This is a genomic window from Saccharibacillus brassicae (assembly GCF_006542275.1).
GTDB lineage: Bacteria > Bacillota > Bacilli > Paenibacillales > Paenibacillaceae > Saccharibacillus > Saccharibacillus brassicae.
In genome coordinates this window covers 816,804-841,495 of sequence record NZ_CP041217.1, presented here as the reverse complement: position 1 = coordinate 841,495, position 24,692 = coordinate 816,804, and the positions used below count along the sequence as shown (strand labels likewise).

The 24,692-nt window shown below is 60.2% G+C and carries 19 protein-coding genes; 15 read left to right on the top strand and 4 right to left on the bottom strand.

All coding sequences use genetic code 11. The features are described from left to right. The first annotated feature begins 75 nt into the window (after positions 1 to 75). On the top strand, positions 76 to 1,038 hold the full coding sequence (locus tag FFV09_RS03340; RefSeq protein ID WP_141446363.1) for an ABC transporter permease: 963 nt from the start codon (positions 76 to 78) through the stop codon (positions 1,036 to 1,038). 36 nt (positions 1,039 to 1,074) lie between these two features. Further along, positions 1,075 to 1,995 (top strand): carbohydrate ABC transporter permease, encoded by a 921-nt coding sequence (locus FFV09_RS03335; protein ID WP_141446362.1) that lies wholly within the window; start codon positions 1,075 to 1,077, stop codon positions 1,993 to 1,995. Between the two features lie 121 nt (positions 1,996 to 2,116). On the opposite strand, the gene FFV09_RS03330 is transcribed toward FFV09_RS03335, so the two are convergent. Then, entirely contained in the window at positions 2,117 to 3,076 is a 960-nt protein-coding gene (locus FFV09_RS03330) for an ArsR/SmtB family transcription factor (RefSeq protein WP_141446361.1), read from the bottom strand. Between the two features lie 419 nt (positions 3,077 to 3,495). On the opposite strand from FFV09_RS03330, the gene FFV09_RS03325 reads away from it, so the two are divergent. The 4 genes from FFV09_RS03325 to FFV09_RS03310 all read left to right on the top strand — a co-directional run bounded on the left by FFV09_RS03325 (position 3,496) and on the right by FFV09_RS03310 (position 7,768). Continuing rightward, complete coding sequence (locus tag FFV09_RS03325; protein ID WP_141450314.1) at positions 3,496 to 4,827, top strand: ABC transporter substrate-binding protein; 1,332 nt, start codon at positions 3,496 to 3,498, stop codon at positions 4,825 to 4,827. Between the two features lie 132 nt (positions 4,828 to 4,959). Further along, positions 4,960 to 5,853 carry a carbohydrate ABC transporter permease gene (locus FFV09_RS03320; protein WP_141446360.1) on the top strand — a complete coding sequence of 298 codons (894 nt, stop codon included), beginning with the start codon at positions 4,960 to 4,962 and terminating at the stop codon, positions 5,851 to 5,853. 25 nt (positions 5,854 to 5,878) lie between these two features. Next, a complete protein-coding gene (locus FFV09_RS03315; protein WP_141450313.1) occupies positions 5,879 to 6,736 on the top strand; it encodes a carbohydrate ABC transporter permease in 858 nt (285 codons plus the stop codon). A gap of 39 nt (positions 6,737 to 6,775) precedes the next feature. Next, entirely contained in the window at positions 6,776 to 7,768 is a 993-nt protein-coding gene (locus tag FFV09_RS03310) for a glycoside hydrolase family 43 protein (protein WP_141446359.1), read from the top strand. 336 nt (positions 7,769 to 8,104) lie between these two features. Here the strand turns inward: FFV09_RS03310 and FFV09_RS03305 are convergent, their stop codons facing one another. Together FFV09_RS03305 and FFV09_RS03300 are read right to left on the bottom strand one after the other, a co-directional pair. Then, complete coding sequence (locus tag FFV09_RS03305; protein WP_141446358.1) at positions 8,105 to 10,696, bottom strand: beta-L-arabinofuranosidase domain-containing protein; 2,592 nt, start codon at positions 10,694 to 10,696, stop codon at positions 8,105 to 8,107. A 449-nt stretch (positions 10,697 to 11,145) separates the two neighbouring features. After that, positions 11,146 to 13,143: a glycoside hydrolase family 127 protein gene (locus tag FFV09_RS03300; protein WP_141446357.1), complete on the bottom strand. Its 1,998-nt coding sequence runs from the start codon at positions 13,141 to 13,143 to the stop codon at positions 11,146 to 11,148. 161 nt (positions 13,144 to 13,304) lie between these two features. Between FFV09_RS03300 and FFV09_RS03295 the strand changes: the two genes are divergently transcribed. Beyond that, the gene (locus FFV09_RS03295; protein WP_141450312.1) at positions 13,305 to 14,183 is read left to right on the top strand and encodes a helix-turn-helix transcriptional regulator; all 879 of its coding nucleotides are present in this window, start codon (positions 13,305 to 13,307) and stop codon (positions 14,181 to 14,183) included. Positions 14,184 to 14,196: 13 nt separating this feature from the next. Here the strand turns inward: FFV09_RS03295 and FFV09_RS03290 are convergent, their stop codons facing one another. Then, positions 14,197 to 15,387 carry an ROK family protein gene (locus FFV09_RS03290; RefSeq protein ID WP_246098459.1) on the bottom strand — a complete coding sequence of 397 codons (1,191 nt, stop codon included), beginning with the start codon at positions 15,385 to 15,387 and terminating at the stop codon, positions 14,197 to 14,199. A 265-nt stretch (positions 15,388 to 15,652) separates the two neighbouring features. On the opposite strand from FFV09_RS03290, the gene FFV09_RS03285 reads away from it, so the two are divergent. The 8 genes from FFV09_RS03285 (at position 15,653) to FFV09_RS03250 (ending at position 24,658) form a co-directional block, all read left to right on the top strand. Beyond that, a complete protein-coding gene (locus FFV09_RS03285; protein ID WP_141446356.1) occupies positions 15,653 to 16,294 on the top strand; it encodes a chromate transporter in 642 nt (213 codons plus the stop codon). Positions 16,295 to 16,359: 65 nt separating this feature from the next. Then, on the top strand, positions 16,360 to 16,896 hold the full coding sequence (locus tag FFV09_RS03280) for a chromate transporter (protein ID WP_141446355.1): 537 nt from the start codon (positions 16,360 to 16,362) through the stop codon (positions 16,894 to 16,896). A 206-nt stretch (positions 16,897 to 17,102) separates the two neighbouring features. Beyond that, complete coding sequence (locus FFV09_RS03275) at positions 17,103 to 18,236, top strand: PP2C family protein-serine/threonine phosphatase (protein WP_141446354.1); 1,134 nt, start codon at positions 17,103 to 17,105, stop codon at positions 18,234 to 18,236. A 60-nt stretch (positions 18,237 to 18,296) separates the two neighbouring features. Beyond that, on the top strand, positions 18,297 to 20,372 hold the full coding sequence (locus FFV09_RS03270; RefSeq protein WP_141446353.1) for a FapA family protein: 2,076 nt from the start codon (positions 18,297 to 18,299) through the stop codon (positions 20,370 to 20,372). A gap of 20 nt (positions 20,373 to 20,392) precedes the next feature. Further along, entirely contained in the window at positions 20,393 to 20,704 is a 312-nt protein-coding gene (locus FFV09_RS03265; RefSeq protein ID WP_141446352.1) for an STAS domain-containing protein, read from the top strand. A gap of 95 nt (positions 20,705 to 20,799) precedes the next feature. Then, positions 20,800 to 22,992, top strand: coding sequence for an HD domain-containing phosphohydrolase (locus FFV09_RS03260; protein WP_170314920.1), 2,193 nt, complete (start codon positions 20,800 to 20,802; stop codon positions 22,990 to 22,992). A 262-nt stretch (positions 22,993 to 23,254) separates the two neighbouring features. Then, positions 23,255 to 23,782, top strand: coding sequence for a GNAT family N-acetyltransferase (locus FFV09_RS03255; protein WP_141446350.1), 528 nt, complete (start codon positions 23,255 to 23,257; stop codon positions 23,780 to 23,782). Between the two features lie 6 nt (positions 23,783 to 23,788). Further along, entirely contained in the window at positions 23,789 to 24,658 is an 870-nt protein-coding gene (locus FFV09_RS03250; protein ID WP_170314919.1) for a transporter substrate-binding domain-containing protein, read from the top strand. Positions 24,659 to 24,692: the final 34 nt, after the last annotated feature.

The window sequence follows — 24,692 nt, the reverse complement described above, 5'->3', positions numbered from 1 at the left end:
TCGTTTGCGGCGGAGAAGCCGTTTTCGCGCCGAGCGAAAGCGGCTCCCCCATTCGCGAAAGGAGCGGATAGGCGGATGGTTCCCAAAAATCCCTACGAAAATCCAGTCAACCTGAGAGCGTACAAACGCAAAAAGCCGACGGTCCTCAATACGTTCAGACGGGACTATCAGCTGTGGATCATGATTTTTCCGGCGATCGCCGTCATTTTCGTGTTCAATTACATTCCGATGTACGGCATTCAGCTTGCGTTCCGCGATTACAATTTTGCCAAAGGGCTGACAGGCGGCGAATGGCGCGGACTGTTTTATTTCAAGCAGTTTTTCGAGAGTTACCAGTTCGCGGATTTGATGAAAAACACGATTGTAATCAGTCTGTCCACCGTCGTGCTCAGCTTCCCGGCACCGATCATCCTGGCGCTGCTGATCAATCAGCTGCGGTGGAAACGGGCCAAAAAAGCGCTGCAAACGACCGTCTACCTGCCGCACTTTATTTCGATCGTCGTCATGGTCGGCCTGCTGAACGTGCTGCTGTCGCCGAACTCCGGCGTGATCGGCCACCTGCTGCAATCGCTTGGCCTCGGCGACGTCAATCTGATCGGTTCCACCTCGACGTTCGTGCCCGTATATGTCATCTCCGAGATCTGGCAGCACTGCGGCTGGAACAGCATCATCTATCTGGCGGCGCTCTCGACCGTCGATCCGCAGCTGTACGACGCGTCGAAGATCGACGGGGCCAGCCGCTGGCAGACGATCCGCAATATCGAGATTCCGGCGCTGATTCCGACGATCATCATCTTGTTCGTGCTTAGCATGGGCAGCGTGCTCAGTACCGGCTTCGAGAAAATATTCCTGATGCAGAACTCGCTGAACCTTCCCGTATCGGAAGTCATCGCGACGTATGTGTACAAGATCGGGATCGTGAGCAACCAATTCAGCTATTCGGCGGCGATCGGGCTGTTCAATACGCTGATCAATTTCTTCTTCCTGTACACCATGAACCTGGTAGCCAGAAGAACGTCGGAGACCAGCCTGTGGTAACGCCGGCAGGCCGGGGACGAAAGGAGCGGAATCACCATGCAGCTTGCGCATAAAAAACAAAAAGAAGTCGTGCATAAACGAAGCCCCGGCGAGTGGGTGTTCGACGCGGTCGTGCTGACGATCTGTCTGCTGATCTTCCTCAGTATCGTCTATCCGCTGTATTTTGTCGTCATCGCTTCGATCAGCAATTCGACGCTCGTCTCGACAGGGCAGGTGACGATTTTTCCGAAAGACATCAGCTTTTTCGGCTACACGGAAATCTTCAAAGACCAGCGGATCTGGACCGGCTACGGCAACACGATCCTGTATACGGTGCTCGGGACGGCGGTAAACCTGCTGTTCACGCTGCCGGCGGCCTACGTGCTGTCCCGGCACGAGTTCCGCGCCCGGCGCTTTATCATGTTCGCGTTCGTCGTCACGCTGTTTTTCGGCGGCGGGCTGATTCCGACTTACCTGCTGATGAAAGACCTGAACATGCTCAACACGATCTGGGTGTTCATCCTGCCGTTCAGCGTGAACGTGTACAACCTGATCATTGCGCGGTCCTTTTTCGAAAGTTCGATCCCGAAAGAGCTGTACGAAGCGGCGGCGATGGACGGCTGCTCGCACTTCCGGTATTTCGGTTCGGTCGTGCTGCCGCTGTCCAAAGCGATCGTGTCGGTCATCGGGCTGTATTACCTGGTCGCGCACTGGAACGATTTCTTCACGGGCCTGATCTATATTCGCAGCAACGATCTTCAGCCGCTGCAAATCGTACTGCGCGACATTTTGCTGTCCAACCAGGTGTTCTCCCAGGGCGCCGGTGCCGGCGGAGCGTCGGGCGGCTATGCCCAGCAGTATGCCGACCAGGTCAAATACGGCGTCATTATCGTCTCGACGCTGCCGATCCTGCTCGTGTATCCGTTCCTGCAAAAGTATTTCGACAAAGGCGTCATGATCGGCTCGGTCAAAGGCTGACCGAAGCTGCCGCGGCGGCGTTGAAGCCTGCAAAGTGCACGACGAAGAGGCCGGATCTCCGGCCTCTTCGTCGTGCAGGCTTGATTGTACGTGAAGCTTCGTCTGCGCCAACCCGGCGCCGTCAGGTCGCCGAAGCCGCGGCGGGAGATTCTTCGGCCGGCGCTTCGCTGTCGTGCACGTCGTACAGCACGCGCGCGAGCAGATGTTGGGCGTAATTGCCGAAATGCCGGCCGAACAGCGTCAGGCCGCGCTTGTTCAGCGGTCCTTCGGTGACGGCCATACGGAAAGTGAGTTCGCTCCGGTAATCGAGCCGGATATCGGCCAGCGTCACGTCCGAGATGCGGCAGCCGTCGACGAAGCTGCCTTCGCCGTTGACGCGGATCAGCTTGAGCATGCCGTACTGGTTAAGATGCGGCGGCCACCAATCGGGATTGAATGTGCCGCGCACGTCGCCGTAATCGCCGGGGCTCGTCCAGGTCCCGATCGGAATGCCATTGAGCGAAAAATCGATGTCCGACGGATAAAAATCGTTATAGCCGGGCGCCTCCGAAGCGATCTCCATCGAAAACTGGATCTCGCGGAAGCTGTGGTTGGCTTTGAGGTAATTCGGAATCCGGTATTCCACGAAGCCTTCGGCCAGCCAGATAATCTCGGCGTGGATCCGCTGGGGATCGGCAAAATAGCGCGGGTCGTCGAAATCGCCGATGATGCTGTCCTTGGTCGCGAGGCCGCACGTCGGGACCGCTTTGTAGTCGCTGTAATGCCCGACCTGAAGCTCGACTTCGTACAGATTGTCGGCTTCCTTGCTGCGCAGGTCGACCATGAGTTTGTCTTTGTTCAGGTAACACAGCTTCTGCAGGCCGTGCTTGCCGCCCGCCGTCCGGATCTCGATCAGTCCGCAGTCTTCGAGCTTTTTGATATGCGGGGTGATCGCGCCGTTGCTCAGTTTGAGCTTTTTGGCCAGTTCGTTCAGGTTCAGTTCGCCGTGGCGCGCCAGCAGTTCGAGGATTTGTATGCGGATTTCCGAGCTTAACGCTTTAAAGATATCGATGCCGTTCATCAGCTCTTTGATGTAGATCATGTCGGTTCCCACTTTCCCAAGTTGTCCTGAAACGGTTCACTAGTTTAGATCATTATAAACATAAAGCACGAAAAAAAGGAATTCGGACCCTGTCGAAAGGAAAAAGATACATTTGGAAGCAGAAATATACGCAAAACAGGCATTTAATTATAGATTTATCTAAACTAAAATAAAAAGTACCCCGTTTTCGGATATTAATCTGAAAACGCTACTGCAAAGCCTTTCCTATAGGATTTTCGTTCGCGAACGTTTTGAAACTTGTAGTTTACAACGGGGGATTCCTATGTTATTTTATTCCTGCAAGCGTATACATTCAATCATTGATTAATCGTTTTGGATTTATCTAAAACAAAGGGGGATCAACAGAGAAGCGTATTTGCGTTACATATTCTTATTATTCGGGAGGGTCAAAAAAGATGATGAAAAAAGGATGGATCCTGTTAACGCTGTGCGCGCTGCTGCTCGTGATGTCGGGCTGCGGCAATACGCCGAGCAGCGCGTCGTCGGGCGAGAAGTCGGTCATCGACGCGGGAGCGGGCGAAGGCGCCACCGAGCTGTCCTATTGGACGTTCGTCGAACTGCACGGCAAGCATTTCGAGAAGATGCTCGAAAAGTGGAACAAGGAAAACGCCGACCGCCAGATCAAGCTCAACGTTACGGTCATGCCTTACGACGATATGCACAACAAGCTGTCGATCGCGCTGCAGACCGGCACGGGCGCGCCGGACATCGCCGATATCGAGCTCGGCAAATTCCCCGATTTCCTCAAAGGCACCCCGCAGCTTGAACCGCTGAACGACGTTATCGATCCTTACCGCGACACCATCGTCAAATCCCGTATCGATATCTATACCAAAGACGGACAAAATTACGGCATTCCGACCCACGTCGGCGCTTCGGTCGCTTTTTACAATACCGAAATTCTGGATGAAGCCGGCGTCGACTACACGAAGATCGAGACATGGGACGATTTCAAAAAAGCCGGCCAGCAGGTCTACGAAAAAACCGGCAAATACATGGGCACCGCCGACACGAGCGCGCCGTGGCAAGAATCGATGCTGCTGGCCCAGCAGGGTTCCGATTACACGGATGCCGACGGCAAGCCGCAGGTGAACACACCGGAGATGGCCAAAGCGCTTAAGATGCTCAAAGACCTTCAGGCCAGCAACGTCATCGCGACGATCGCCGGCGGACAGCCGGATACGGAAGAAGCTTACGGCGAATACAACTCCGGCAATTACGCTACCGCTTTCATGCCGCTGTGGATGATGTCCCGCTTTACGAACTACATGCCGGACCTCGCAGGCAAGATCGCGATCGCGCCGATTCCCGTGTTCGAAAAAGGCATGCCGCGTTCGGTCGGCGGCGGCGGAACAGGCACGGTCGTGACCAAGACGGCCAAAGACGTACAGCTCGCCAAAGACTTCCTCGCCTTCGCCAAACTGTCCGAAGACGCGAACATCGAAATCTGGAACACGCTCGGCTTCGATCCGGTCAACATGAAAGTGTGGGACATGAAAGAAGTGACGCATAACCCGGACAACGAATTCGTGAAATATTTCAAAAACAATCCGTTCGACGTGTTGAACGAGATTCGCGACGAAATCAAATTCGTCAAATCGGTACCCGCTTCCCCGACGATCAACAACGTATTCAGTACCGTAACGCTGAATGAGATTTTCGAAGACGACAAAGACATCGAACAGGCGCTGAACGATGCCCAGGCGCAGATCGAGCAGGAACTTCAATAGACCGCTTACCGATCCGCATGCAGCTGAACAAGCCTGCAAGCCGCGTTTTCCATTCTAACGAGCTCCCGCCTGCCGCGAAAGATTTCCTTTTGCGCGGAGGCGGGGTTCTCTATTCAAAGAAGGTGCCGAGAAATGATCAAACGATTCCTGTACTCGCAAAAAGTCGCTCCCTACGTGTTCGTAATGCCGTTCATTCTGGTATTCCTGGTCTTCTGGGTATATCCGCTCGGCAGTTCGTTCACGATGAGCTTCCAGAAGCTGTCGCTCGGACAGGAAGCGCAGTGGATAGGACTGGACAATTATACGAAGCTGCTCGGCGATACGATCTTCCTCAAAGCGGTCATGAACAGCGCCGTGTACATGCTCTGCACGCTGCTGATCCTTATTCCGCTGCCGATGCTGCTGGCGGTACTGATCAACAACAAATTCATGTGGGGCCGCGAATTTTTCAAATCGTCGCTGTTTTTCCCCGCGCTGACTTCGGTCGTCGTGGCCGGCACGATCTTCCGCCTCATGTTCGGGGAAATGGACGGATCGCTGATCAACAGCTTCCTCGGCCTGTTCGGCATCGAACCGGTCAAGTTCCTCAAAGGGCAGGTGACCGGCTTTATCGCGCTGCTGGCGCTTGCGACGTGGCGCTGGCTCGGTGTGAATATCCTGTATTTCCTGTCGGGACTCAAAAGCATACCGGAAGATTATTACGAAGCCGCTTCGATCGACGGCGCTTCGGCGTGGCAGAAATTCCGCATGATCACGATGCCGCTGCTCAAGCCGACGACGATCTACGTGCTGACGATCAGCATCTACGCGGGACTTGCGATGTTTATCGAAAGTCTGATGATCTGGAACGGCAACAATTCTCCGAAAAATATCGGTCTGACGATCGTCGGCTATTTGTATCGCCAAGGGATCGAGAAAAGCAATCTCGGTTACGCGGCGGCGGTCGGCATCGTGCTGCTGGTGCTGGCGATGACGATCAACATGATCCAGCTCGCCTTCTCCGGACTGTTCAAGAAGGAGGATTAAGATGAAGAAAGAGACGACGCTCAAAATGAACGAACGCTCGGGCCTGTCGGTCAAAAAAGACATTCCGCTCAAAATTTTGCTGTTCGTTCTGTTTACGCTGCTGTGCGGAGTGATCCTGATTCCTTTTTACGCGATCGCGCTTGCTTCGTTCAAGCCCGGCGAAGAGCTGATCCGCTACGGCCTGAATCTGAAGTTCGATTTGTCGGTCATGAGCTTCGACAATTATACCTATCTGTTTACGGGCGACCATTCGTATTTTATCTGGTTTTTCAATTCGCTGCTGCTGACGGTCGTTCAGGTGGCACTTACGCTGATCGTCAGCGCGACGGTCGCCTACGGCTTTTCCGCCTATGAATTCAAAGGCAAAAACTTTTTGTTCATCTGCGTGCTGCTGATCATGATGGTGCCGTTCGAAATTTTGCTGCTTCCGCTGTACACCCTCATCTTCAACCTCAAGCTGATGAATACGTATTCGGCGATCATTTTGCCCGGTATCGCGAGCGCGGCGACGATCTTCTTTTTCCGGCAGTATTTGAGCGGCATTCCGAAAGAGATCATCGCGGCGGGCCGCGTCGACGGAGCGAGCGAATACGGCATCTACTGGAGATTGATCCTGCCGATCATGAAGCCTTCGTTCGCGGCGATGGCGATCCTGAACGGAATGAACAGCTGGAACAATTTCCTCTGGCCGTTCATGGTGCTGAGCGACGAACGCAAATATACGCTGCCGATCGGACTCAAGACGCTGCTGACGCCGTATGGCAACAACTACGATCTGCTGATCGTCGGTTCGTTTTTCTCGATCATCCCGATTTTCCTGCTGTTCGTCGCCTTCCAGAAATATTTCATCGACGGCATGACGGCCGGCGCGGTCAAAGGCTGAGCACGATCCCTATTCAAGGACACAAGGAGAGACATGGACATGGACGAGACGAAAAGGTACAGCAATCCCCTGATCGAGCAGCGGGCCGACCCGTATATTCACAAGCACGACGACGGCTATTACTATTTTACCGCTTCGGTGCCGGAATACGATCGACTCGAACTCAGACGGGCCCGGACGATCGAAGGGCTGCGGACAGCAGAGCCCGTCGTAATCTGGACCAAACGGCAAAGCGGACCGATGAGCGCCAACATCTGGGCTCCCGAGCTGCACCGGATCGACGGCAAATGGTATATGTATTTCGCGGCGGCGCATACGACGGAGACGAACGAAGGACTGTTCGATCACCGGATGTACGTGCTGGAAAATGCGTCGGATAACCCGCTCGAAGGAACGTGGACAGAAAAAGGCCAGATGATCACTGCCTGGGAATCGTTCGCGCTGGATGCGACGTCGTTCGAGCACCGGGGCAAACGTTATTACGTATGGGCACAGCAGGACCCGAACATTCCCGGCAATTCGAATCTGTACCTGTCGGAGATGGAGAACGGCTGGACGCTCAAAGGTCCGCAGATCATGATCAGCACGCCGCAGCATGACTGGGAAAAGATCGGCTTTTCGGTCAATGAAGGCGCGGCGGTCTTGAAGCACGGAGGCCGGATATGGATCACGTTCTCGGGCAGCGCGACGGACCATCATTACTGTATGGGCCTGCTGTTCGCGGACGAAGACGCCGATCTGCTGTCGCCGGCTGCATGGACGAAGCTGGACCGTCCCGTCTTCGCGACCAGCGAGGAGAACGGGCAGTACGGGCCGGGCCACAACTGCTTTACGACCGGCGAGGGCGGCGAACCGCTGCTCGTCTACCACGCCCGGAGTTACAAAGACATCCAGGGCGATCCGCTGTACGATCCGAACCGCCATGCGCGCGTCAAAGCTTTCGGCTGGACGGAAGACGGGCTGCCGGACTTCGGCGTGCCGGAAGCGGATACGGCGGCGGCTCCGGCTGCGGAGATCGGCAGCGACCGGTAAGCGGGGTACGGGCATCGAGCCGCGGAAGTCTGCAACCGGAAAAGTAATCGGAAAAGGGATAGAATCGGAAACCCGAATAAGGATCGGAAACGGGATGAAATCGGAAAACGGAATAGAACCCGGAAAACGGAATAGAAATCGGAAAACGAACAGGTGAAAAAGCGCTTTGCCCTTGATCGGGCAAAGCGCTTTTTGTGTGCGGAATCAGGGGTGCAGGGAACGGGCGGAGCCAAGCAGAGCCGGATCGGACCCGCTGCGGCCGGGAAAGCGTGCAGCCGGGGAAGATTCCGGCCGGCTTAGGCGGGTGCACAGCGGCGGGCGGCAAAGGGACGGACTTCAGTTGGTGTCCGCCTTCACGATTTCGATGACGTAATCGCGGGCTGCCGTATGATCTTCGGCTTTGGACGTCAGGCGCAGCGTCGTGCGGGCGCCGCCGAGCTTGACCGTGCGGCGCATCGTGTCTTCGATCAGTACGCCGCTTTCGTACACGAGGCCGTTTCTGCGGCTCGGCACGGCGAGGTACTCGGCCGTCTCCGACTCCGCCGGCAGATGCAGCGCGTAGCGCATACGCGCCGGTTCGAACGGCGGTTCGAGCGTGCCGGCACTGAATTCAAGCCGCCGCAGCGAAGCTTCGGTGTCGAACGGAATCAGGACGCGCAGGATGCCGAAAATGCCTGTCTCTTCGCCGGCGACGCGGAAGATCACGTCGAGCGTATCGCGCTCGCCGATCAGGTCCGCCGGCAGCGGATAGCGATGCGTATGGAACCCGCGTTCGACGTCGGACGCCGGGACGCCTTCGAAGAGCAGCGTTCCGCCGGCTTCGATCGTGATCGGCCGGTCGCCGCGGTGACCGGAGAAAAACGTCGCTTCCAGCACCTGCTCTTCGCGCGGACGCACCGACAGCGTATAGCCGAACCAGCCGCCCGTCTCGGCGCGGCGGGTCGTGCTGCCGTCCCAGACGTCGACGAACGTCCGCTCGCCGCGGACTTTATGCTCCAGCTCGTACTGGTCGTTGCCGACCGGCAGGCTGTCGACGGTCCGGTCTTCCACGCGGCTGCTGCGCTTCGCGTCCAGAATATGCCGCTGCATCTCCGGCGAATCGGCTTCGACGATGCGCCAGTAGATGCCGTAGCGCTCGCCGTGCCGCTTGTAATGCGGCGTGAACGTCAAGTGCTCGTCTTCGTCCGTGCCGCGCAGGACGAATTCGAGATCTTCGCCGCGCCGTTCCCAGCGCGAAGCGAAAGAGCGCAGCCATTCGTCGGGGCTGCCGGGTACCGTCAGGAAGTCCTTGACGAGCATAGGCCTCGTCGGCACGCTCACCGCCACGCCGGTGGCGGACTCGGCCATGTCTTCCTGGCCGAGTCCCGCGCTGAGCACGAGCGGGCCGTACTTGAACGCGACGGCATGCGGCGCGTCGGGCAGGCCGACCGCGCGCAGCGTCATCGGCAGGCGCAGCTCGACCTCGTCGCCGTCGCTCCAGACGCGGTCGACGACGGCGAAGCCGCCGTGCGACTGGATATCCAGTCGTTCGCCGTTGAGCGTCAGCTCGGCCTCGCCGGCCAGCCAGGCCGGCAGGCGGAAGCGCAGCGACACCCGGCCGGACTGCGGGCGGGTCAGGGATACGGCGAAGGACGCCGTATCGCCTTCCGGCAGGGCGGAGCGCTGGAGCAGCTTCAGGCCGAACGCCTCGGCGTCCAGTTCCGAGGAGACATACTGGTGGACGAAGATGCCGTCCGCGGCCTGGAAGTACAAGCTGTCGTTCAGCTTGGTGAAGCTCTCCATGCCGGTACCGGTGCAGCACCAGAAATGGTCGAACGGAGAACTGTACACTTTGAAATAGCCGGTCGCCATCGGCTGGAAATACATCGTCATGCCGGTATGCGGATGCTGCGACGAGAGGATCGCGTTCAGGAACGTATTTTCGTAGAAATCGGCGTATTTGACGTCGCCGCTCAGCTTGAACAGCTCGCGCGACAGCTTGAGCATATTGTACGTGTTGCACGTCTCGGCCGTGAAGTTGGAACGTTCGCGGTCCAGCAGGTCCGGCTCGCCGAAATGTTCCCATTCGCTGTTGCCGCCCGTAATATAGCTGTGATGGTGCACGACCATCTCCCAGAAACGTTCCGCCGCTTCGAGATAGAAGCGTTCGCTCTCGCCGAGCGTGCGATAGCGGTTCAGGGCGCCGAGAAATTTCGGGATGGTCGTGTTCGCGTGCTTGCCGCGCAAAATGTCGCGGCCTTCGCGGATCGGACCGAACAGCGTCTCTTCGTCGAAGAGGTGCGCGGCTTCGACATGCGCCGTCTGGCCCGTCAGCCGGTACAGGTCGTAGAGGCAGTCGTTCATCCCGCCGTATTCGACGGCCAGTACGGCCAAGCGGATCTCCGGCGTCCATGCCAGCGCCCGGCCGGCGATCCAGTCGCCGAGCTTCGCAGCGAGCGCCAGCGCGCGTTCACTGCCGGCATATTCGAACGCGGCCGTCAGCCCCGCGACGATCTTGTGCATCGTGTACCACGGCACCCAGGCCGGCTGCCGGCGTTCGATCCGGTCGAACAGCTCTTCGGGAAAAGCGGACAGGTACCCGTTCTCGAACTGGCATTCGGCGAGTCCGGCGATCAGCGTCTCCAACCGCTCATGCAGTTCGGGATCGCCGGAGCTTGCGCACGCCTGGGCCAGCGATTTGAGGTAATGGCCGAGCGTATGGCCGCGAATCTCGGTGCTTTCCCAGCCGGGATAGGGCTCGGCGAGCGGCGCAAGGCCGCGCGTCTCGCGGAACCCGGCCAGCAGCCGGTCCGGCTCGTACTGCCGCAAATAGCGGACTTCGTTGGCAAAAGCATTTTGCAAATAAGGATCGTTGATCCGTACGCGATCAAGCGGGTAATCGTTCAGCAGCGCTGCGGGCGCGGAAAAGGCGGAAAATTCGGTTGGCATGGCAGTTCTCCTCGTTGGGCAGGATGGATGTAGAATGGATAGGCCTGGGCCGGATGTAGGGATACATGGATAGAAGAGGATACATGGATACGTGCAGCATAGAGGAAGCCGGATCGGCATCGTTATCGGTATCTGTATCGGGCCAGCTTCTCTTAGATCCAGCTTAGCGGGAGCGGACAGTCCGGTAAATGGTCCAACGTTCGAATGAGTGTCAAAACGTTAGGCAAGGAACAAGCGAGACCAGCATGGGAAAAAGACAAAACAGGCAGGAGAGGCGCAGCTGCGCATTTCCTGCCTGTTTGGCTTGAAAGGTGTTCGGTAAGGAACTTGCATACAGGTGTCAAAACGTCAGGTTATGCTCGAATACGGAAAAGAATGCCGGAAAGAAAGTGGGAAGCGATCCGCCGCGTTCAATCCGATGTCTTAATCCGACGTCTTAATCCGACGTCTTAATCCGACGTCGTCAACCAGACCGCCATCTCGCCCGTGCCGCGGTTGCCCCACAGATAATAAGGCACGGCCGTCAGGCGGACCGGCTCCAGGCGGGGAGGGACGGTGCCGTACAGGGCGGCCTTCTCTTCGCCTGCGTCCGGCGAGACGGTCACGCTGCGCAGCGCCTGCGTCTCGACGGCAATCGCGCCGCCGGGCAGATCGTCGGCGCCGCGCTCCGAGAATACGGCCGTCTGCGGCAGCCGCAGCGAAGAGATCGGCTCGCCGTTGTCAATGCTCTCCGCGCAGTAGACCAACGGCCCGCGCTGGATCGCCGCTTTGTGCGCATCGGCTCTGACCCGTGCGTCGGCGTAGACGAGCACGGTCGACATCCGCAGCGAGACGGTAACGACGTCGCCGTCGGCCCATTCGCGGCGCAGAATCAGATAGCCGTGCTCAAGATCTTCGCGCGAGAAGGAGACCGGCTCGCCGTTGACGGCTGCCGTCATGTCCGGGCTCCACGACGGCACGCGCAGTCCGAGCGCGAACTCGCCCGCCCGATCCGCGGCGATCTCGAACGAGACGTCGCCGCTCCACGGCAGCGCCGCCTGCTGCTTGATCCGCACCTGCGCGCCGCCAAGTTCGGCGGACAGCTCGCTGCCGATATACAAGTTGGTGTACAGCGTGTCGCCGTGCTGCGTATAGATATAGCGGCCAAGCGACGTCAGCAGCCGCGCCACGTTCGGCGGGCAGCAGGCGCAGCCGAACCAGGCCTGGCGTTCGGACTTGACGTGATGCTTGCCCGGATTGTGGGCGCACGCCTGCGGCCACACTTCCAGCGGATTGACGTAGAAATAATGTTTGCCGTCCTGCGCCATCGAGCCGAGCACGTTGTTGTACAGCGCGCGTTCCATCACGTCGGCATATTCGGACTTCGGCTCCAGCAGCAGCATGCGCTGGGCGAAGAAGATCAGGCCGATCGCCGCGCACGTCTCGGCGTAGACCGTATCGTTCGGCAGGTCGTAATCGAACGTGAACGCTTCGCCGTGATGGGTCGAGCCGATCCCGCCGATCACGTACATCTGCGTGCGCGTCACGTTATGCCAGAGCCGGATGCAGGCCTGCCGCAATTGTTCGTCGTCGGTCAACCGGGCCAGATCGGCCATCGCCGTATACATATAGACGGCCCGAACGGCATGTCCGACCGCTTCGGACTGTTCGCGCACCGGCTTGTGCGCCTGGAAATACGACAGGTCGAGATTTTGCCGCACATTCGGTTCGAAATGGCCGCGGCGGCCGCGGCTTTTCCATTCCTCGCGCAGGAAGTTCGGTTCCCGGCCGCGTTCGTTAATGAAGAAAGCCGCAAGCTTCAAATAGCGTTCTTCGCCGGTCAGCTTGTACAGCTTCACGAGCGCAAGTTCGATCTCCTGGTGGCCGTCGTAGCCGCGCAGCTTGCCTTCTTCGGGGCCGAATACCGTTTCGACATGGTCGATCATGCGCTGCATGATCCGCAGCAGCTTGTCTTTGCCGGTCGCTTCGTAATAAGCGACCGCCGCTTCGATCATATGTCCGGCGCAGTACAATTCGTGGCAGTCGGTCAGGTTGGTCCAGCGTTTGCCCGGTTCCTTGATCGTAAAATACGTATTCAGGTAACCGTCCGGCTGCTGGGCCGCGCCGATCAGGTCGATCAATTCGTCGGCGCGGCGTTCGAGCTCGGCATCGCGCCGGATTTGCAGCGAGTAGCCGACCGCTTCGAGCCATTTGGCCACGTCGCTGTCCTGGAATACCCAGCCGACGAATGCCCCTTCCGCCTGCCCGGCGGCGATGCGGAAATTGCGGACGGCGCCGCTCGGCTCCGCGCCCGGAGCGCGGTCGTGCAGCGCTTCATATTGGTAAGGAATAACGACGTTTTGTACCCGCTCGGTATAATCGGACCAAAACGGATCGCTGAGGGTGACGCCTGCCGGAACGGCAGCGGCGGAAGCCGCCCGTTCGGACGGGTTCGGGATCGGGGACATAGGGGTTCTTCCTTTCGCTTATCGGATTTAGGTCTGTACAACGTTATTATATGCCTTAGAATCAAAGGAGACGATTAAGGAAAGCGCCCGGATTCTTGTCGGATTTCACACTCAATGAAAGCGTTACCCAAAAACGGAACGGAAGAAGGGGAAGAAGAGTGATGCAGCAGGGAGAATCGGTCATTTATTTGGCGGCGCCGCCGTTTCCGTATTTTATGGAATGCGGCCGCAGCTTGTACGAACCGGGGGAGAGCCACCCGAATCGCCGTGATCTGGGCATGTTCGATCTTATTCTCGTGGAACGGGGCACGCTGTTTGTCGGGGAAGAGCATCGGCACTGGGACGTGCGGGCGGGGAACGCGCTGCTGCTGCTGCCGGACCGTTATCATTACGCGGTCCGGCCCTGCGAGGAGCTCACGAGTTTTGTCTGGATTCATTTTCGCGCGCTCGGCCAGTGGGGCGCCGCGGACGAAGGCGGCGAGCCGGCTTTTGCCGACCGGGACGGGCATATGGGCCGCTTCGCGACGGCGCCGTACACGATCCGGCTGCCCCAGCTGGGCATGCTGCCCGGCGCGCCGGGCGGCAGCGGCGAAGGGGAGCAGCTGCTGCGGCTGGAAGAACGCAGCCTGTCCGGCGCGGTCTGGGAACGCCAGCGGCTGTTCGAACAGCTGCTGCGTTCGCTCGACCTGCGCCGCCGCGATCCTTCGGGCAGCCCGGCGGAGAGTATCGCCGAACGGACCGAGAGCTATATCCGGGCCCATTACGCCGAGCCGCTGACCGGGACGGCGCTGTCCGAAGCGCTGCATTTTCATTACAATTACTTGACGCGCTGCATGAAACGGGTGAACGGCTTGACGCCGATGGAATATCTGGAAGAATGCCGGCTCGAACAAGCCCGGCTGCTGCTGCTGCGGACCGAGCATCCGATCGCGTCCGTCGCCGAACGGGTCGGCTTCGAGACGGCGCCGTATTTCTCGCGCCGTTTCTCCGAACGGTTCGGCGTCTCGCCGCTGCGCTTTCGCCAGCGGCACCGGCGCTGAGCGGGAAGCCGCGTCAGACGGTCCATTCCTGCAGCAGCATGAAAGCGGCGCCTGCCGCGACCGCGTTTTCTTTCAGCTCCGCCAAAGAAAAGGCGGGGCTGTATTCATGTCCGCTGACGATATTTTTGAGCGCGGTCGCTACGGCCGTCTCGTACACGAGCGGATGCGCTTCGATCAGCGGCCCGCCGAGCACGACGACGTCGGGATGCAGCACGTTGATCAGATTGGCGAGTCCGATGCCGAGATAAGCGGCCGCTTCGTCGAATTGTTCCTTCACCAGCGCGTCGTCGGCTTCGAGCGCTTCCGTCAGATCGGCAAACGTGACCGTGTCCGGATGCCGGCCGGCGAGCAGGCTGGGACGGCCGATTTTGAGCTGGGTCCGTACCCGGTTCTCCAGTGCGCGTACCGAGACGAACGCTTCCCACGCGCCGTGGTTGCCGCGTCCTTCGAAGCGCGGCCCGTCCGTGGCGATGATCATCTGTCCGACGGCGCCTTCGGCGTCCGCCGCGCCGCGGATCAACCGTCCGTCGGACATCATCGCCGCCCGCAGGCCGACGCCGGCATGCACATAGAGCAGATGCCGGGGGCTTTGGCCGCGCAGCGCCCAATGTTCGCCGAGCAGCGCCGTATTCGATCCGTTGTCGAGCCGCGCCGGGAGGCGCAGGCGCCGCTCCAGCAGCTCGCAGATCGGCACTTCGTCCCAGCCGGCGGCCGGGAAAAATTCGGGGCTGCGAATCAGGCCCCGCTCCCGGTCGAGCGGTCCGACCGCGCCGACCCCGATGCCGAGCAGGCTGCCGGGCTGCAGGCCGTGCTGCGCCAGAAAGCGTTCCGTTTCGACGCCGACGCGTTCCGTCAAGCGTTCCGGCGTCGTGTCCGCATCCATTTTCCAGCGGATGGACGAGAGCGGATTGAGCTGCATATCGTACAGGCCGAGCGTCGAATAGATGCGGGAAATTTCCAGTCCGAGCAAATAGCGGTACGTAGGATTGGCCTGGAACAGGATCGGCTTGCGTCCGCCGGTGGAAGTGCCGAGTCCCGATACCCGGATGATGTCCTGGTCGGTCAGGTCGTCGAGCAGGCGGGTCATGCTGCTGCTGGTCAGCGCGAAGTCCCGCATCAGTTCGGCTTTGGAGACAGGGCCGAGCTCCAGAATGCGTTGGTAAACGTCTTTGCGAATCGAAGTTTGAGCACGGGCGATCGTCAATCGAATCTCTCCATTTCCGAGTATGTAGGTAGGTTATTCTTCAGTATAAAGGAGCCTTCCGCTTATTTCTACTTTCTGCACAAAAAACATAGGAATACTCGACTTATATTCGGTTTGGTAATTAGTCATCTTTATTTTATCAATATACGGCTTTTTGAGTGATTTTCACACCTTTTTTCAGTTATTTTACCTCAACTTAAATTCATAATGAGAAAATGTGTTATACTGGACAAGTTGAATATGAGGCGAGAAAGGAGCCTGTCCCATGAACTTGACGGCGGGAACGAAAAGCCGGCTGCGGCAGGTCCCGGCCATTTTTGTCGCGTTTCTCAAAATCGGACCGTCCACGTTCGGCGGAGGCTACGCAATGATTGCGACGATCGAACGCGAAATCGTGGAACGCCGGGGCTGGATGCGCCGGGAAGAGATGAGCGACATGGTGTCGGTAGCGGGTTCGGCGCCGGGCGGCGTGGCGGTGAACTCGGCGGCTTTTGTCGGCTACCGGCTCGGCGGCGTCGCCGGAGCGGCCGCGGCGGTGCTCGGCATCACGCTGCCGACGCTTGCGATCGTGCTGGCGCTCAGTCTGCTGTACGCTTTTTTTCGGGAAAATCCGAAAGTGGAAGCGGCGCTCAAAGGCGTGCATGCGGCGGTGACCGCGCTGATCCTGCTGGCAGCATGGAAAATGGCCAAAACGTCGCTGTTCGACGCGGTAACGTTCGGCATCGCGGCCGCGGCGCTCGCGCTGCTGCTGCTGACGAATCTGCATTCGCTCTGGCTGATCGCGGGCGGACCGGCTGTCGGCCTGGCCGCGACGCTGTATCGGCGGCATGCCGGCGCGCAGGCACGCACGGAACCGAAACGGAGCGTCGAAGAACCGGAAGCGATGCTGCCGGAATACTATATCTGATCCGGATACGCGGTCTATAGGCTATTTACGCGCTATCCCTACTATAGGAAGGCAGGAGAAACGTTATGCTGTGGGAGCTGTTCGCCCTTTTTTTCAAAGTGGGCTGTATGGCCTTCGGCGGAGGCTACGCGGTCATGAGCCTGATCCAGCGGGAAACGGCGGAACGGGGCTGGATCGATACGCCCGCGTTTCGCGAAATCGGCTCGCTGTCGGGCATGGCACCCGGGTCGATCGCGACGAACAGCGCGACGCTGATCGGATACGCGCAGGCGGGACCGGCGGGCGCGATCGCGGCGACGCTCGGCATCGTGCTGCCGTCGCTGCTGCTCGTCGTCGTGCTGACCGCCTTTTTCGTGCGGCTGCATGACAAACTCGGCGTCAAAGCGGTCTTCTACGGGCTGCGCCCGGTCGTCGTCGCGCTCATTGTGTATGCGGGCATCCATTTCGGGTTCGGCGGCCTGACCGCGCAGACGCTGCTCGGCTGGCCGACGATCGGCATGCTGCTGATCGGAGCGGGCGGGCTGATCGCGCTCGTCAAATGGAAGCTGCACCCGCTTGCGGTCATTTTGCTTTCCGCCGCGGCCGGAATCGTCCTGTTTTGAACAAGGCTTTGCTTATCCGGACATCCGTTCGGAAGCGGAGCCTTTTTTGTGTGGAACGTCTGGAAATTTTTTTAAAAAAAGAATGGGTCTCCCGCATCTTAACAATCGCCGGTTCGTCGTCGATGATATAACTAACCCTGTTTAGGCTTGATCCCGAACGTGGGGCAGGCGATCGACCACGATGATTCGCGCGAAGGAGACACGCCATGAGCCTATTGATCGTCGACGACTCGATGATGAACCTCGCCTATTTCAAGCAGGTGCTGTCGGAAGCCGGTTACTCGGGCATCGAGACGGCCGCTTCCGCGGAGGAAGCGCTTGGACGGCTCGGCATGAGCCACGGACGCGTACCGCGCAAAGCGGCCGCGTTCGACCTGATTTTACTCGATATCGTCATGCCGGACATGGACGGAATCGAAGCGTGCCGCCTGATCAAGGACTGCCCCGCGTACGTCGATCTGCCGATCATTTTCCTGACCGGGGACCGAAGGCATTTCAAGGAAGCGTTCGGAGCCGGCGGCATGGATTTTATCGAAAAAGGAGCGCCGGAATACGAACTGCTCGCGCGCGTGCAGTCGGCGATCCGGCTCAAAAAAGAGACCGATATCCGCAAAGCCCGGGAGATCGGCCTGCTCAAGGAACTGCAGCTGGCGAAGCGGGTCCAGAAAACGGTGCTGCCGCCGCCGATGATCGAGCCGAGCATCGAGATCCACGCCCAGTATATCCAGTCGGACGAAGTGTCCGGCGATATGTTCTACTGGACGCGGATCGACGAACATCGCTGCGGGGTCATGCTGATCGACGTGGCCGGGCACGGTTTGTCTTCGGCGCTGATCAGCATGTCGGTCCGCTCGCTGCTCGACGGCATGGTCAAGCGCCTGTCGGAACCGGAAGAAGTGTGCCAGGAATTGAACAAGCAGATCTGCAGCCTGTTCGGCGGCAGCCGCGGCTCGATTTACCTGACCGCGATCTACCTGCTGATCGATCAGCAGGCGCGGGAGATTCGTTACTTCAACGCGGGACATCCGCCGGGGCTCTTTTTCCCGTCGGATCGTCAGGCGCATTACATGGAACATACCGGCGTGCCGCTGGGCATCCGCAAATCGATCGGCCGCGGCAGCGGCGTGTGCCGCTACGACGGGCCCGGCAAGATCGTGCTGTACACCGACGGCCTCGTCGAGACGCCGCGGGAGTCGATCCGAGACGGCATCGGCCGGTTGGAAGAGTACGCGTCCCGTTTTCGTTATCTGCCGAACGACCGTTTTACCGAAAAGCTCGCGGTGCTGGGACAAGGCAAAAAAGACGATGTGTGCATCGTATCCATTCAATTGAACGAATAACGTCATCGAACGGATGGAACGGGCGGAAGCCAAGATGCGGCGGGAAAGGAAGGAAAGCCGATGGAACGATCGATTATTACGCGAGCCAAAAGCGCCGAACTTGCAGTCGGGGAAGCGCTTAAATTGTTGTCGGTGCCGCGCGAGTCCGTGCAGATCGAAATATTGGAACCGGGCGGCCGCGGGGTGTTGGGGCTCGGAGGACGGCTTGCGGTCGTCAAAGTGACCGTGATGGACGAAGCGCGGCGCACGGAGAATACCGGGCCGGAACCCGGCGGCGAAGCTTCCGGCTTGCGGGAAGCGCCCGGCCTGCCTGGGCAAGAGCGACTGCCGGGTGAAGCCGGGGAAGCAGGCTTGAGCGGTACCGGTTCGGAAGCGGCCGGCGAGCCGGTCAGTGGCATCGGGATCGAAAACGGCCTTTTCCGCGTTCGCGTGCTGGGCGGAAAGCTGCCTGTGCTGATCCCGCCTGCCGGCGCGGTGCTCCTTCGGGGCGGCGTACCGGTCGAAGAACGGGTGTCCGTCGCGGCCGAAGACCGACTGGAACTCGACCCGTCGCCGCGGATCGAAGCGCCTGTCTGGCGCATCGAATTCGACGAAGCGTGTCTGCGCGCCGACCTGTACGTACGTCCCGGCTTCGAGAGCCGGTACGAACTGCTCGACTGCCAGGATCAGTCGCCGCTGACCGTGCCGGTCAAGGAGCATCGGACGCCGCTGCGCATCGAGCCGGCCGAAGTTGCGGCCCGGCTGCGGGAACTCGGCGTCGTCTACGGCATTCGCGCCGAAGCGATCGCGCAGGGCTGCGCTGCGGCGCAGCCGGGCGTGTTCGTCATCGCCGAAGGAACGCCGGCCGTTCAAGGCGCGGACGGCCGGTTCGAGACGAACTTCGAGACCGAGACGAAGCGGCTCAGCCCGCAGAGCCGCGAAGACGGCACGATCGACTACCGGGAGATCGTCGAATTTCCGACCGTGACCGAAGGGCAGGTGCTCGTGCGGACGCTGCCGGCGAAGCCGGGGCGCCCGGGGCGCGACCTGCTGGATCGTCCGATCGAGCCGCGCGCGGTCCATTCGATCGAACTTGCGGCCGGCGAAGGCGTCTCGATTACGGAAGACGGGCGCCGCGCAGTATCGACGCGTCCGGGCATGCCCAAGCTCAAGCAGCAGGGCTTCCGCGTCCATCTGTCGGTGCTGCCCAAATTGTCGCATCGGGGCGACGTCGATCTCAAATCGGGCAATATCCGGTTTCGGGGCGATGTTGAAATATCCGGCGGCGTCCAAAACGGCATGAAAGTGGAAGCGTTCGGCAGCATCACGGTTCGGGGCGCGGTCGGATCGGCGTCGCTTGACGCCGCGTATTCGCTGATCGCGTCCGGCAGCCTGATCGGGGCGCGGGTCAATATCGGCAAGCGCGACGAGTTTGCCGACCAGGCCGAACCGCTGCTGCTGGAGATCGCTTCGCAGATGCATATGCTGCAGGCGGCGATCGACCAGCTCGGCCAGACGGCCGCGTTCAAGCTGAACGACCTGCAGCGGACCGGGCTCGGCACGCTGCTGAGCGTGCTGCTGCGCGGCAAGTTCAAAGCGCTGCACGCGGTGCTGCTGCGCTTCTCCGAACAGGCCGCCAGAAACGAAGCGCAGCTTGACGAAGAATGGCGGGACTATGCCGAACGCCTCAAGTTCGGGTTTCTCGACCTGCGGCAGGGCGGATTCCGCGACGGCGAAGCGATGAACGCTTTCCGCCTGCGGACGCTCGAATTGTACGAGTCGGTCTGCGGGCCGGAAGACCGGCCGGTGTTCGCGGATTTCCAATATGCGCAGAACAGCCATATCTACTGCGGCGGGAACGTCCGCGCGGCGAAAGGCAGCTACAATACGACGATCTACTGCCAGGGCGTGCTGGACTGCGGCGGAACGCTGCGGGGCGGCGTATACTTCGCCGGCAAAGGGATCAACGTCAAGGAAGTCGGCGCGATGGGCGGCGTGGCGACGAAGCTTCAGGTGCTGGAGCAATCTTCGATCCGCGCCGGCCGGGTGATGGAAGGCACGGTCGTGCAGATCGGCCGGCGTTCGTTCCAATTCGTCGAAGCGGCCTCGAACGTGCATGCGCGGCTCGGTCCGGCGGGCGAAATGCTTTTATTTTGATCGACAACAGGAGGAACGTCATGTTTGCTTACCGGATTCATAAAAGCGAGGACGAAGCCGTCGTCATCTTCGAGGGCGACCTCGATATCGAAAGCGGCGACGTACTGGAAGAAGATATTTTGCCCGTCGTGTCCGAATACCCGAACGTGCTGCTGAATTTCGGCGAAGTGTACTTCGTCGATTCGTCGGGGATCGGCTTGATTATCCGCACGGTGGACGAGCTGCGCGAAGGCGGACGTTCCGTGAAGATCCGCGACGTGCGCCCCGAAGTGATGGAAGTGTTCGAACTGCTGCAAATCCGCGAAATTCTCGGCGAAGAAGTGTTCGATTAAGCGGCCGGGAAGATCGTAACCGATCGAAGCTTCAAGCGCTGCCGCCGCAAGGCGCGAGCCTGCCCGTCCATCTCCCAGGAAAGGAACCGATGAGCTTGAATCAATTACCGAACGCGACAAACGGCAAAAACGACGTTCCTTATCCGTTCTGGGCGCTGGCCGGCTTTCTCTACGGGGCGATCCTCGCCGTCGGAGCCGGGCACGTGGAGTGGGCTTTCGTGCTGCCGATTCTGCTTCTGACGCTGCTGCTCGATCTGTTCCCGATCCGGCTGCTCAGCGGAGACGAATTCGGCGCGGGCCTGATCGGCTTTTTGGCGCTGCTGATCGGCTTCGGCCCGTATACCGCACTGCTCGGCGTGTTCATGAGCTGCCTGGCGAACGAAGCGCGGCAGGCGGGCTTCCGCGCCGGCGGATTCGATCCTGTCCGCTGGCTGTCGCGGCTGGCCGTCTATACGCTCAGCACTTGCGGTGCCGCGCTTGCGCTCGCCGGACTGCACCAGGTCTGGCCGGGCGCTTCGCCCTACGTGCAGGCGGCCGCCGCGGCGCTGGCGTTCAAAGCGGTCAAGCTGCCGCTCGATTCCGGCATGCGCAAGATGCTGACCGGCATCGAGCTGCTGGCCGGAATCCGCGGTCGGCTCAAAGAAACGCGGGTGCCGATCCTGCTCTGCATCCTCGTCATCCCGCATTTTCTCGGCATGCTGTCGCGAAGCGACATGTTCTACGAGCTGGCCTACACGGGACTGCTGCTCGTGTTCGTGCTGTATTTTTCCAGCGTATACGGCAGGGAAGCCGCCGGCTGGCGGCGCACGTTCGAGCGGTTCAGCCTGCTGTTCGAATCCCGCCTGTCGCCCGCGCTGGAAGGACACGGCATCCGCACCGGCGTCATCGCCGACCATCTGCTGGACCGCCTGTCCTACCCGCGCGACAAAAAACGGATGCTCGTGCGGATCGCGATCCAGCACGATATCGGCAAATCGACGCTGCCCGCTTACCTGTTCAATAAGCGCGGAGCGCTGTCGCTGTCCGAAGAAGACGAGTACCGTTCCCACAGCGAAAAAGGAGCCGACATTATCTTCACGCTGACCGAAGACGAACGCGCGGCGAAGTGGGTGCGGCATCATCACGAGCGCTGGGACGGCAAAGGCTTTCCCGGCGGCTTGAAAGGGCGTGACATTCCGTACGAATCCCGCGTCCTGTCGCTGTGCAGCCGGATCGACCATCTGCTGCGGCGCGAACCGGGCGACGAAGAAGTGTGCGCCCTCGTGCGCAAGCAGGCCGGGCGGGAGATCGACCCCGAACTGGCGGCGGTCGTCGACCTTGCGCTGGTGCAGGAACTGCGCGAGAGACTTGCGCTGCGGGGCGCGGAAGCATCGCCTGCATCCGCGCCGCCGGAACCTCGCGCCGGGGCGATCAAGCCTGTCGGGACAGACCTGTCCTCGCCGGACGAACAAGGTTCCTACGTCGGCGCTAGCATGCAGGTCAAGCTGTCGTCCGACGGGCTGCTGTACGGGCTTGAGGAACCGGAGCTCGAAGCGCCGGTGATCCGTCTGGCACGCCGCGCCGAGGCGGAGCAGACCGCGTTCTACGAACTGCTGCCGTGCGGGGAGCGCACGTACGAAGCGCATTTCGACCCGGAGCACGGCGAGGTGCGGATCATGCTGACCGATATTACGCCGGCGATCGCTTACCGCGAGCGGCTGCAGCGGGAGACGCTGCGCTCTTACCGGGAGATGATGTGCGCGCTGTCGGGCGGCAAAGTCACGCTGTGCCCGGCCGAAGAAGAGCTGCTCGCACGTCTGGGCGAGCGCCTCGACGCCTGGACGGTAGCCGCGCGCTCCGACGTCGGACGCAGCCGGGACCTGGCGGCGAGCTTTATGCCGCAGGGTGATCCGAAGCGACTCATGCAGGTCAAGCTTGCCGTGTCCGAGGCGTCGACCAACCTGCTCAAGCACGCGCTGGGCGGCAAGGTGAGCGTGTTCGCGCACGAAGGCGCCCTGCAGGTGCTCGTACGCGACGAAGGTTCGGGCATCGCGCTGCACGAACTGCCGAAAACGTTTGTCGGGTCCGGGTACAGCAGCAAGCGGTCGCTTGGCCGCGGATTTGGCGTCATGTACGCTTCAGCCGACCGGATGTTTCTGCATACGGATGCGAGCGGCACGCAGCTGCTGCTCGAATTCGACGGCATGCGGGAGCTGGGAGTAGAGGATGGAAGCTCGGCTGCGCTGCCTGCGGCCGTTTCTTCGCTTGGGGAAGCGGCCGCCGCTCCTCTGGGCGCGGAGCGGAACTGACGGCAGGGTCGTGTAAGCGGGCGGGCAGAATCAGGGGAAGGCGGGCGATGAGCCCGCCTTTTTGGCGTGCGCGCACAGCGGTTTGCCGGGCTTGACGACAACCCTTGCGGCTGCGGGGATCGCAGCGGACGCTTATCAATGTTTTGTATAAGACTATCGAAAAAGTTGATTAGCCGGATGCCGACGCAGGTGATACAGTTATCAACAATCAATTCCGACTAAACAAATCGGGGATGTAAAAATTAAAATGGAGGTGCCGACCATGAGTGAAGTTTACCGCAGAGCCGAAGCCCGGGACGCGGAGCGGCTGGCCGACCTGACGTACCGCGCTTACGAACTGATTCGCGAGTTGGGCCTGCATTGGCCTGCTGCCCATGCAGACGTGCCGCTGGTGCTGCAAAACATCGAGGAGAACGAATGCTACCTGCTGGAAGCGGACGGCGTGCCGGTCGCTACGCTGACGCTGTCCACGAACGGGGAGAGCAAAGCGATCACCGAGCTGCCGTTTTTCAAATGGTTCGCGACCGATCCCGACGTGTCGGGCCGGGGCTACGGAGGCCGGCTGATCGACTGGGTCGAACGCGAGATCGTGCTGGGCAAGCACGGGCACCGCGAGGTGACGCTGGCGACGGCGGAGAAACATCCGTGGCTCGTCGAGATGTACGAACGCCGGGGCTACACACGCATTTTGGAGATCGACGCCAAAAACGGGGACGGCCTCATGTACCTGTTTCGCAAAAATATTGCCGACTCCCGCTATTCCGACGACTATGCCATCCAAAGGAGCTAATCGAACATGAAAACACGGACGAAAATACGGACAAGCCTGCCAAACAAACAACAAGGGTGGATCGCGGCCGCGCTCGGCCTCATGATCGTCGTATCGGGATGCGGCGCGGGCGGGGAACCGACCGCGCAGGCTTCGGGCGGCGCGGAGCCGCAAGCGGGCGTCCAGACGATCGTGGTCGGCACGTGCACGGCGTTCCCGCAGGTCTGCTTTCTCGACGAGAACGGCAAGCTGACCGGCTTCGACGTGGAACTGCTGCGCAAGATCGACGAACGGCTGCCGGAGTACGCGTTCGAGTTTCAGACGATGGATTTCGGCAACCTGCTGCTGAGTCTGGAGACGAACAAGATCGACCTCGTCGCGCACGTCATGGAGAAGAACCCGGAGCGCGAGCAGAAATACGCGTTCAGTTCGGAGCCGTACGCGCATTGGCGCAACCGGATCGTCGTCGCCAAGACGAACGAGACGATTAAGACGCTCGACGATCTGCAGGGCAAAAAAGTGCTGACCAGCGCCACGAGCGCCGAAGCGCAAATCGTTGAGAACTACAACAAGGAACACGACGCCAAAATCGATATCGTGTATCAGAGCGGCCAGGCGAACGATACGGTCAGCCAGCTCGTGTCCGGGCGCGTCGACGCGACTATCGCGGCCGATTTCGTCGTGCCGGTCATCGATCCGACAGGCAAGCTGAAGCAGGTGGGCGAAGAATTGACGTCGGACGACGTCTTGTACGTGCTGCGAAAAGGCGACGCCGATTCCGCGAAGCTGTCCGCAGCGATCGACGGCGCGGTCAAGCAGCTCAAAGAGGACGGCACGTTAAGCGACTTGAGCGTCGAATGGCTCGGCAGCGACGTGACGGCCGACCACGCCAAATGAAGCGTACGCTTCCGACTTCCGTCGAACCGGTCTA